An 11285-nucleotide genomic window follows, 5' to 3' on the forward strand; every position below is an offset into this window, starting at 1 on the left:
AGTTGAGTTGATAAAAAATGCTTCACCTATTTTCTTCCCTTTGTGTCCTTTGCGTTATTACTTTGTGCCCTTTGTGGTTTATCCTTTTTTAACCGCAAAGAACGCAAAGAAATCGACCGCAAAGAACGCAAAGATTAAAGGTAAAAGGAATCATAGAAAATTCACGAAACTCCAGATAAAAGGAACCGTCCCAAATTTCGGGAAAGGCACCTGGATTAAATAAAGGAGGCTCTCAGAATGAGTTTGTTAGAAATAAAGGATTTAGTGGTAAAGGTTAATAATAAGCAGGTGTTAAATGGCGTCCATCTAAATATTGAAAAAGGAGAGGTGCATATCTTGATGGGACCAAATGGCTCTGGCAAAAGCACTTTAATTATGACCTTATTAGGTTACCCTCATTATCAGGTGGTAAGCGGAAAAATAACCTTTGCGGGTACTGAATTAAATTCTAAACCAATTCATCAACGGGTAAAATTAGGATTGTCGGTTGCTTTTCAATCTCCACCAGAGATAAGGGGTGTAAAATTGCGCGATTTAATCAGAATAGCCGGTGGTAAAACTCTCTGGGACTCGTTTAAAGAACCACAAGAATCATTCGCCACACCTCTTTTAACTAAAGTAGGACTTTTACCAGAGGTTTTTCGGGATAGAGAGGTTAATGTTGGTTTCTCAGGTGGTGAGCGAAAACGCTCAGAAGTAGCTCAAATATTTGCCTCAAAACCAAAATTAATGATTCTTGATGAGCCTGATTCTGGCGTTGATATTGACTCGCTAAAAATGATTGGTAAAGATTTAGGTGAATATATTGAAGAAAATCATTGTGCCTGTCTGGTTGTTACCCATTACCGCCATATTCTACCTTATTTAAGACCCGATTTAGCCCATGTAATGTGCGGTGGCAGGATTGTTAAAACAGGCGACCCGATAGAAATATTTACCCGCATTGAAGAAAAGGGATTTTGTGAATATTTAGAACTTTGTCCCCCAGGATTGAAAGCCATTATTGAGAAGGAGATGAAAAATGACTGATTTCAGAGAAGAATTAAAAGCATCCGCAGAAAAAGTAAGAGAGAAACCTGCTCTGCTTGGCACAGATATAGATATTGATAAATTTAGTTCAAAACCAGCCTATGTAGAGATGATTTCTTCCCCGGATAAATTAACCGGCCAGGTGGCTGAAAAGGCTCATCAAGTAGGAATAAATCCAGATGAAAATAAACGCTCGGGAACATTCTTTCAGTATGACCACACGCCTATTCTTGCCTGTCAGAAGAAAGGGATAAAAGGAGTTGAGGTATTAAGTACGGCTGAGGCACTTAAACAGTATGATTGGCTAAAAGATTATTACTGGAAAGCAGTTGCCGTAGATATGGATAAATACACTGCCAGAACAGAAATCAATCTGACAGGTGGTTATTTTATCCGCAGTAAGGAGGGTGTTAAATTGAATGTGCCAGTGCAAGCCTGTTTGTTCATTGGCACTGCGGGATTATTACAAGCGGTGCATAATATCATTATTGCCGAAGAAAATTCTGAACTCCATATCATCACTGGCTGTACCACCCATCCATTGGTTTCCAGCGGGATGCATATCGGCATCTCGGAATTTTATGTGAAGAAAGGGGCAACGATTACCTTTACCATGATTCACGGTTGGGCAGAAGATGTTGAAGTCAGACCAAGAACTGGTGCAATTATTGAAGAAGGTAGCACATTCATCTCCAATTATATCTGTTTTAAACCCGTCAAAAGCATTCAGATGTATCCAACCTCGTATTTAATGGGCAAAAATAGCCGCGTCAGATACCATACTTTGCTTTATGGTTGTAACAACTCTCTACTTGATGTTGGTTCAAGGGCAGTGCTTAAGGCTGAAGGAACACGGGCGGAAATGACTACCAGAGCAATTGCCAGAGACTCTACTCAGATAATCGCCAGAGGACATCTGGTTGGAGAAAAGGCTGAAACTAAAGCACATCTTGACTGCCGTGGACTACTCTTAAGTAATAAAGCAAAAATTCATTCTATCCCCGAACTTGAGGCAAAGGCAGAAGGATGTGATTTGAGCCATGAAGCCGCTGTAGGTAAAATCGAGGAGGCTCAATTGTGTTATTTGATGAGTCGTGGCTTAAATGAAGATGAGGCAACCGCATTAATCGTGCGTGGCTTTTTAGACCCGGAGGTACCAGGACTCCCTGAACATCTTAAACAAGAAGTCCGACGAACAATAGAACTAACTTCGGAAAAGGTGATGTAGGGATTAGGTGTCAGACCTTTTTATGACCTTATCCTTACCCACATCTTTTACTGGACAATGTTATTAACTATGCATTCATTCACAATTCACCATTCACAATTTTTTCCCTAAATTTCCTTAATAATGGTGAATTGTGAATTGTCAATTGTCAATTATTAAAACCCCTTTCTTCTCACGCTTCACGGTGTCCACTAAAACTTGTGGGTAAGGATAAGTTTTATGACGACTGACTATTCAAAGATAGATAAATTAAAAAATATCCTTTCAGAAATGGGCGGTGTGCTAATTGCTTACTCTGGGGGTGTGGATTCTACCTTACTGGTCAAAATAGCCTATGATGTGCTCGTGGATAGAGTCCTTGCCGTCACCGCCAGGTCACCACTTTACCCTACATCAGAGATTGAATCTGCAAAGGCAATGGCAAAAAAACTGGGCATCAAGCATCTAATTATTGATTCCGATGAGTTAAAAATCCCTGACTTTGCGGATAATCCCAGAAACAGATGTTACCTGTGCAAAAGGGAATTATTCAACCAACTATGCCAGATTGCCAAAGAATACGGTCTGCCATACATACTCGATGGCTCAAATGTGGATGATATTTCTGATTTCCGACCGGGTAGAGAGGCTATTAAAGAGTCTGGCGGTCGGTCTTTACTGGAAGAAGTCGGATTGACTAAAAATGAAATCCGAGAGATATCAAAAATGATGGGATTACCTACCTTCGATAAACCCTCAATGGCCTGTCTTGCCTCCAGATTCCCTTATGGTATGCGGATTACTCCTCATGCTCTAAAAATAGTGGAATCTGCAGAAGAATTCATTAAAGGATTTGGCATATCTGTTGTCCGCATAAGGCACTATGGAAACTATTGCCGAATTGAAGTGCTTGAAGAAGAAATACCCCTCCTCCTGAAGAGGCAAAAGGAAATAGTGGCTAATCTCAAAAAACTTGGCTATACTTACATTAGCATTGACCTGGAAGGTTATCGAACCGGAAGTATGAATGAGGCGTAAAAAGAAGGTTGAGAAGGAGAAAAAGGAAAGATGTAATACATCAGTTATTTGGGGGAATGAAAATAGTAGGCAAGTAGGTAGTAGGGAAGTAGGAAAGGGATAAAGTATGTGCACGGTATTCCTCTTCTGGGGGCAATGTCTCCCCCTTTCCTACTTTCCTACTCTCCTACTTCCTACTTTCAGGAAAATCCCCCATTTCACTGACCCATTACGAAAGATAAGATTTTTTATTGACAATTCTTCCATTTTATGATATGATACTATTTATTATGCCTTTCAGAAGACAAATTCTTATTTTAGCCTTATTATTGTTTTTGAACAGAAATTTAGAGGCAAAAACAGTGGCTATCTTAGAATTTGAGGATTTAAGTAGCCCACTTAATCTTGCTGGTCAACAAATTTCTTATGATTTAATTGCATATTCTCTTGCAAAAGAGTTTAATATAATTGACCAGAGGGTAGTAAAAAAGGTATTTGATTTAGCCGCATTTAAAAAAATGGGTGTAATTACCAAAGATAGGGCGTATTCCTTAGGAAAATTATTAGATGCAGATGTATTGGTTATCGGTAATTACCAGGTTTTAGAAAGGGATTCATTATTAATAAATACCGCTTTTATTAATACCCATTATGAGGAAATCCCGGATTTAGATAAACAGATTCTCAATTGTTTTGAGCGAGTTTTTAGTTTAGAAGGTCGGATAAAAGAAATTGATAAAAAAGGTATTTTTATTGATATGGGAGAAGATGCGGGCTTAAAATTAGGGGATAATTTTGCAGTTATTCAGAATAATGTCTCAACAGGAAATGTAAAAATAGTCAAAGTAGATAAAGAATCTTCAGAAATAGTCCAAACCACAGATATAAAACTAAGTGTCGGTGATAAAGTCAGAAGATATCCACTGGAATGGACACCTAAGACCGCAAGACATTTAATTGTCAGCCCAACACCAGCCGCTCAACAAGTAGAAATTGATGAAAAATCGATTGGAGTCAGTCCACTTATCATCAAAAATATCCAGAACAAGGAAATTACATTAAAGATAACTAAAGCCAGGTATAAACCTACATTAGCCAGGATAAATTTCTATGATTATTCGCTGTTAAACCTTTCTTTTGCATTGCCTAAATCAGTTGAACAAGAGATAATTCCTAAGGTAGAAGGCTCGGTGCTTATTACCTCTTCACCATCATCAGCGTATGTCTATATGGGTAAAACCCTTAAAGGGATGACGCCTTTACTTATCTCTAATTTACCTGCGGGTGTGTATCGAATAAATATTGGAAAACCAGGATATGAGAATGTGGAAAACAGAGTGATAATAGATGGACCTGGTCAGAAAAAGGTAGATGTAAAACTAAAATCTATTCTCCCATCATTACCACCTAAAGAGGCACCACCAGAATTATTGACAGTTCAAACGCCAAATATTCTAAAAGAAGGTGAAATAGACATTGGGTTAAAGTATCCAGAAGGATTTATTCTGAGAGCCGCTTCACCAATAGAGAATTTAGAACTCCGTATCCAGGGATTAGGGATTGGAGCAAAGCAGACACTTTTAAAAAACCTCGCCTTAGATTTTTATTATCAGACTTATGATATGCGGGAACATCAGAAGGAAAAATCCTGCGGTATTTCCACACTTCTATCTGCACCAATTAAATTGCCATTCGGACATTCTGAATATTACTTAGGGGCAGGATTGTTAAGAAAAAATGCCCATAGTCAATTGCGATATAGTGGTGGTTTAATGAGCCAATTGACACGGGATTTGTTTTTATTACTTGAATATGATAAAATTGAGGGCTATGGTGTAGGTTTGAGATTCCCTCTTGCTCATCAATTTGAGGTTTTAATTGGTCTGGGTAAAGAAAATGGTGATTTTCGATACGATGCCGGGATATTTTTTAGGGGAAGTGTTAAATAAAATACTGGTAACATTTTAGCCATCTGAAGTGAAATTCAGGTAATCAGTTATCGGTCATCAGGTTATCGGTAAAGAGAAAAGATCATTGGTTGTTACCGATTACCTGATTACCGATTACCTTGCACTTCATTTGGGTAAATAGTTACTTAAAAACTACAGTTTCCTGATTTTGCAGAACTCTAATAGGAGTGGGAGAAAATGATTAAGCATATTTTATTCGTTATCGTTATTTTAAGCCAATTTTTAGGTTGTGCCACGGTTCAAACAGGATTAGAGCGGGAGGAAAGCATATTTATCTCCACACAACAAGAAATCGCAATTGGAGAACAGGTCGTCCAACAGATAGAAAAAGAAAATAAGGTTTTAAATAATCCGTCTTTAACCCAATATGTCCATGCTGTTGGTCAAAAGTTAGCCGGGGTATGTTTTCGTAAGGATATAGTCTATCATTTTAAGATAATAGATTCTGAGGTAATTAATGCCTTTGCCCTGCCAGGTGGATATATTTATATTTATCGCGGGGCATTAGAATTTATGGATAATGAGGCGCAATTAGCCGCTGTGCTTGCCCATGAAATAGGTCATATCGCCGCCAGACATTCGGTCAAACAAATACAAAAATATCAGACTTATGACATTTTAGCCGGTATCCTTTTAAAAGACCAAAAAAAAGCTATTCAAGACCTTTCAAACATTGCCGCTAATCTTGTCTTTTTAGGATATAGCCGTGAGGCAGAATTTGAGGCTGATGACCTGGGGATTCATTTCCTCTATCAAGCCGGCTATGACCCAAAAGGTATGGTAGAATTCTTTAATAAACTAAAACAAAAAGAAAAAGAGAAATCCAGTAAAATAGAGATTCTGTTAAGAACTCATCCGCTGACTTCAGACAGGATAAGGCGAGTTGAAGAAAAAATCGCCTCATTACCACAAAAGCCCAATTTAATACGAAATGAGGCGGGATTTAAGAAGGCAATTGGTAACTGGTAACTAATTATCATTCACCAGTTACCATTTACCATTCACCAGTTACCAGTTACCATTTACCAGTTACCATTTACCATTTACCATTTACCAGTTACCAGTTACCATTTACCATTTACCATTTACCAAAATAAAGGAGGTAATCTTATGGTCGGTTTTTTAGAAATAACTTTAGTTGTTCTTCTGTTTGCAACGATATTAGTCTGGGCAATTTTAATTACATTTCTCTGGTGGGAGTTATTACAGTTGAAAAAGATAAGACAGGAAATGGAAGAATTACCAACTAAATTATCTGAGGCATTAAGATTTATGGAGGATGCAGATGGGATTTCCAATAATATGAAGGAAGAAGTTATGCCAATGATAATGGGAGCAAGCAGTGATTTAAAAATCGTTGCTGATGATATGCGAACATCGATGGAGACTATCGTAAAATCCTTAAAAGACCCACCTCCCTGGCTCAATCAATTAGTCGCCGCAATTGATATGAAACTTGAAAATAAACTGGGTAAAGTGGAAAAAGGTATTAGTGAGTTATTAAAAAGGTAGAAATAAGGGAATAGGTCTTAACTTCTTCCCTGAAATTTCCCTTGACTAAATTCAAATTATTTGCTATCATAATTAATAACAATGAAAGAAATAACAGATTTTGTCGTCAATAATTTAAAAATTCTCACTCATTATCTAAAAAGAACCGAAGGAAAAGATTCAATTCCTCTTGAACAAAATGACTTTGACAAACTACTTAATTGGGTTGTTGGGATAGTCGTCATTGGGTTTGTTATTTTAAGTTTCTTCTTCCTTCATAATGTTACTGTTTTATGGATGTCTGTTTTATTTCTGGTAATTCTTCTGGCGATGCATAATTTTATTCTCCTCAAGGCGCGAAGTGATGAAAAAATAAGTAACTATCGTGCCGAACAACTCGCTACCCTTCAACAAATATCCTTAGGACTAACCTCTACCCTTCATATGAATGAGATTCTGGAGTTAATTCCATCGGCGGGTGTCAAATTAGCCCGGGTAGAGGGTTGTTTAGTTAGTCTGGCAGGGAAGATGAAAGAAGACATAATCCCTAAGGCTAAAGAAGGCATTCAAACAGACCTGGCACAAATGGAAACCAAAGGAAAGATAAGTAATTGGCTGGTTCAGCACAAAACATCCCTCGCTATCCAGGATTTATCTACAGACCCCAGAATGCCTGACTGGGTAAAAAGTGAAGGATTCTCCTCATATCTTGGACTACCACTGAAAGTCAGGGATGAAATAATTGGTGTTTTAGAATTTTATTCTAAAACCCAGCGTAGTTTCACCACTGAAGAAATAGACTTACTTAATATATTTTCTGCCCAGGCCGCAACCGATTTAGAAAATGCCAGACTTTATGGAATCACTAAAGATGCTTTACAACGCGAAATTACCAGCTCTATGGCTTTACTCAAAATAGAACAAGCCATTACCACAAAATTCGACCTTAAAGAACAATTAAATTTAATTATGGCGGGTGCGATTGACATAACTCTGGCAGAGAAATCTTCTCTCTGGTTAATTGATGAGATTTCAGGAGAGGTTATTTGCAAAGGCACATATCCTCTTGAGGAAAAATTAGCGAAATCAAGTGTTCGATTCGGTGAAGGAATTACAGGTTGGGTGGCTAAAGAAGGTAAATTACAAAATATACAGGATTTAAGTAAAGATTCACGGTTTGTTAATCCCTTAAAACAAGACCTTTATTCTCAACTCTCTGTTCCTCTAATGTATAAAGAAAAAACTATAGGTGTGCTCAATGTCTTCAATTCAAAGCGTGAAGAAGGATTTAATGAGGCAGATGAAAAAATACTTATGGTTTTAGCCTCTCAAACCGCTGTCTCCTTACAAACCATTAAATTATATGCCGAACTAAAAACCGCGGCTAATGCCCTATCGGTATTATATGAAATAAGTAAAACTATTAGTGAGGGTAGAGAACTCCAGGAGGTATTAACCTTAATTCTGAAGAAAGGGAGTGAAATATTCCAGGCTCAACATGGCTCGATTATGTTATTAGATGAATCTTCAGGTGAAATGAGGATTAAAACCGCTGAAGGACTTTCTGAAGAAATTATTAAACATACAGTTAAAAAACCAGGAGATGGAAGTATCGCCGGTTGGGTGGCAGAGAAAAAAGAACCTCTACTACTTATTGGTAAAGTGGATGATGTTCGATTCAAATCAGGCAAAGTAGAAACTGAGATTAAAGATGCTATGTGTGCCCCATTGATTCTTAAGGATAAATTAATTGGTGTTTTTAATATTAGTAATCGAGTTGGAGCGGGTGTATTTACAGAATCTGACCTGAATTTACTCTGCACTTTAGCCAATGAGGTCAGTATTGCCATTGAAACAGCAAGATTATATGAAATAATTACTCAACGGGTAACAGAATTATCAAGTTTTTATATTATCTCGACTGCTTTATCTTCTACTCTCAGTCTTTCCGAAATCTTCAAAATCGTCATGGAAAGAATAACGACAATATTCCCAGACTTTGCCATAAGTATCTCTCTTTATGAAAAGGATAAATTAAAGAGAATAGCCGAACGCGGCTTTGGAGAAGATAAAACTTTAGACGCAGAGTTAGAATTAGAAAAGGATGAATTAAAAGAAAAACTAAAACCTTTATTTGTTAGCAAAAGATACCTTTGTTTTAAAACAACAGAAGATATATCCAATTTGAAAATACTGGTTGGGACAGGAAAAATAGAGTATGCTTTATTATTCCCATTAGTGGCAAAAGATAAGGTCATTGGTATTTTAACCCTTATCTCGCAAACTAAAGAAGAATTAACCAAAGAAGAGATAAGATTGCTTACTGCCCTTTCACAAGCCACTGCTTCCTCCATAGAAAATGCTAAACTATACACTCAGACAACTCGACGATTGCAAGAATTATCAGGGCTACAACAAATAACCAATAAAATGGCATTAACGACAAATACAACTGAGCTTTTAGCCCTGGCAGTAAATGTCATTAATGAAGTCATAGGTTCAGAATTGGGACTTGTATTTCTGTGGGATGAAGACCGTAAGGAGTATATCGTTAAGGTTGGTCAGGGTAAAAAGAGGGTAAGCGAAGGACTATTTAAAGCACTTAAATTTAAACTGGGTGAGGGTATAGTTGGCTGGGTAGGTGAAAAAGGAGAAGGTGTAATACTTGATGATGCCCGCAAAGACCCAAGATTTAAACAAATAGGAGATTTATATGTCCGAAGTGTCCTTGCTGTTCCAATCATTAAAGATAATAAACCAATAGGGGTTATGGAATTTATAAATAAACTACCCGCAGGTGGAGGATTTTGTAGTGAAGATGAACGAATGGTTTCTATCATCGCTAATCAAACAGCCATTATTTTAAGTAATGCTGAGGCATTTGATGAGATAAAGCGTCGGGCATTACAACTATCTACAGTTCAAGCAGTGAATAAAATGATTACATCAGTATTTGGTGTGGAGGAACTGTTAACACAAATTGTCGAGTTGACGGCTAAGGTATTACGAGTTAAAAAGGCAAGTTTATCTTTATTAGAGCCAGATGGTCATGTTAAGTTAGAAGCGGCTTATGGATTAACCTATATGGAACAAGAGCGAGAAGAAAAATTAACACCAGGATTTGGAATTGCCAGTAGGGTCATCCAAACCAATCATCCATTCTTGATTAATAATTTACCAGAAGATACAACCTTAAGCGAAGAGGAGAAAAATATTTATATTGAAAAATCATACCTGGGTGTGCCTCTTAATATTAGAAAAAAGACCGTTGGAGCATTGACTGTTTCATCAAAACTTAATGAGTCTTTCTTTAATGAACAGGATATTGAAGTTTTAACTACTATTTCTGAACAATCATCAATTGTAATCGAATATGCAAAATTATACCAAAATCTGCAAAGACACAGTATGGATACTTTGCGGAGCCTTTCATTGGTAATTGAAACAAGAGACCCGTTCACAAAGGGACATTCAGAGGCTGTAGAAAAATATGCAGTCGCCATTGGTAAAGAATTGAATCTTTCTAATGATGCCCTTAAAACATTAGAAGTATCTGCCCTTTTACATGATATTGGGAAGATAGGCATAAAGGAGAGTATTTTACTCAAGACAGAAAAGGAATTGAGTATTGATGAACATCGGGAGATAAGGAATCATCCGTTCCTGGGTAGTCAAATTTTAAGACCACTGGAATTTTTGAAGGATGTTATCCCGATTGTTTATCATCATCATGAACGGTATGATGGCACAGGTTATCTGGATGGATTAGCCGATGAAAAAATACCATTGTTAGCCAGAATCATTGCTGTGGCAGATACCTTTGATGCAATGACCTCAACACGGGCATTTCGGGAAAGTATGTCTGATGAGGAAGCAATAGAGGAATTAAAAGACCAATCCGGGAAACAATTTGACCCAAAGGTAGTCGAGGCTTTCCTGAAAATACATCCCATCCTGCGCAAAGACGCCCTTGAAAAAGCAAGGCGGGAAAAAGAGAAAAAGAAAAAAGAAATTAAATCAGCCACACCAGTAGGTGAACATAAGATTTGGGAAAGATATGAGTAGGCATCTCTTCCCGTAACCGTTCAGGGATATAGCCACAGAGTCACAGAGAACACAGAGGGAATATATAACCACGAATGAACACGAATAATAAAAAGATTCGACCTGTGCGGTTAAATGTAAAATGGATAATGTAAAATGAAAATGTATAACTGAAAGGTAATGAGTTTTGCGAAGTCCTAAAATTTCCCATTTTTCATTTCCTATTTTACATTTTACATTTATTTTTCCTGTAACCGTTCAGGTGGTAATTTACCGCAGAGACGCAGAGGAACAGAGAAGATATGGAAATAAATCAGATAACAGAAAAGATTATTGGTGTAGCCATTGAAATACATAGGACCTGCTTGCCGAGTGTTCAGCCGGCAAGCCAGATTTGTTAATCCATCCCTGATTTTCATCAGGGCAAGTTTAATGTTGTTGGACTCAAGAGCTTGCACTGATGAAAATCAGGGATGTTAAGCCTATCGTCCATAAATTTTAATTTTCTTCTCTGCGTCTCTGTGTCT

8 protein-coding genes are annotated in these 11285 nt (G+C 37.4%); all 8 read left to right on the plus strand.

Features of this window, described 5'->3' with window-relative positions:
- Positions 1-223, plus strand: a 223-nt coding sequence (locus AB1414_08405; protein MEW6607459.1) for a hypothetical protein, incomplete at its 5' end; no start/stop codon positions are given.
- Between the two features lie 14 nt (positions 224-237).
- Positions 238-1029, plus strand: a complete 792-nt coding sequence (gene sufC, locus AB1414_08410; GenBank protein MEW6607460.1) for a Fe-S cluster assembly ATPase SufC — start codon at positions 238-240, stop codon at positions 1027-1029.
- Positions 1022-2257 (plus strand): SufD family Fe-S cluster assembly protein, encoded by a 1236-nt coding sequence (locus AB1414_08415; GenBank protein ID MEW6607461.1) that lies wholly within the window; start codon positions 1022-1024, stop codon positions 2255-2257. Before sufC ends, AB1414_08415 begins: the two co-directional genes overlap by 8 nt.
- A 219-nt stretch (positions 2258-2476) precedes the next feature.
- Positions 2477-3274, plus strand: a complete 798-nt coding sequence (larE, locus tag AB1414_08420; protein MEW6607462.1) for an ATP-dependent sacrificial sulfur transferase LarE — start codon at positions 2477-2479, stop codon at positions 3272-3274.
- Between the two features lie 269 nt (positions 3275-3543).
- Positions 3544-5202, plus strand: a complete 1659-nt coding sequence (locus AB1414_08425; protein MEW6607463.1) for a PEGA domain-containing protein — start codon at positions 3544-3546, stop codon at positions 5200-5202.
- A 198-nt stretch (positions 5203-5400) separates the two neighbouring features.
- Positions 5401-6192 (plus strand): M48 family metallopeptidase, encoded by a 792-nt coding sequence (locus AB1414_08430; protein ID MEW6607464.1) that lies wholly within the window; start codon positions 5401-5403, stop codon positions 6190-6192.
- 141 nt (positions 6193-6333) lie between these two features.
- Entirely contained in the window at positions 6334-6735 is a 402-nt protein-coding gene (locus tag AB1414_08435) for a hypothetical protein (GenBank protein MEW6607465.1), read from the plus strand.
- Positions 6736-6816: 81 nt separating this feature from the next.
- Positions 6817-10779, plus strand: coding sequence for a GAF domain-containing protein (locus AB1414_08440; GenBank protein ID MEW6607466.1), 3963 nt, complete (start codon positions 6817-6819; stop codon positions 10777-10779).
- Positions 10780-11285 lie beyond the last annotated feature (506 nt).

The sequence above is a fragment of the bacterium genome, from assembly GCA_040755795.1.
Classification (GTDB): Bacteria; UBA9089; CG2-30-40-21; order CG2-30-40-21; family SBAY01; genus JBFLXS01.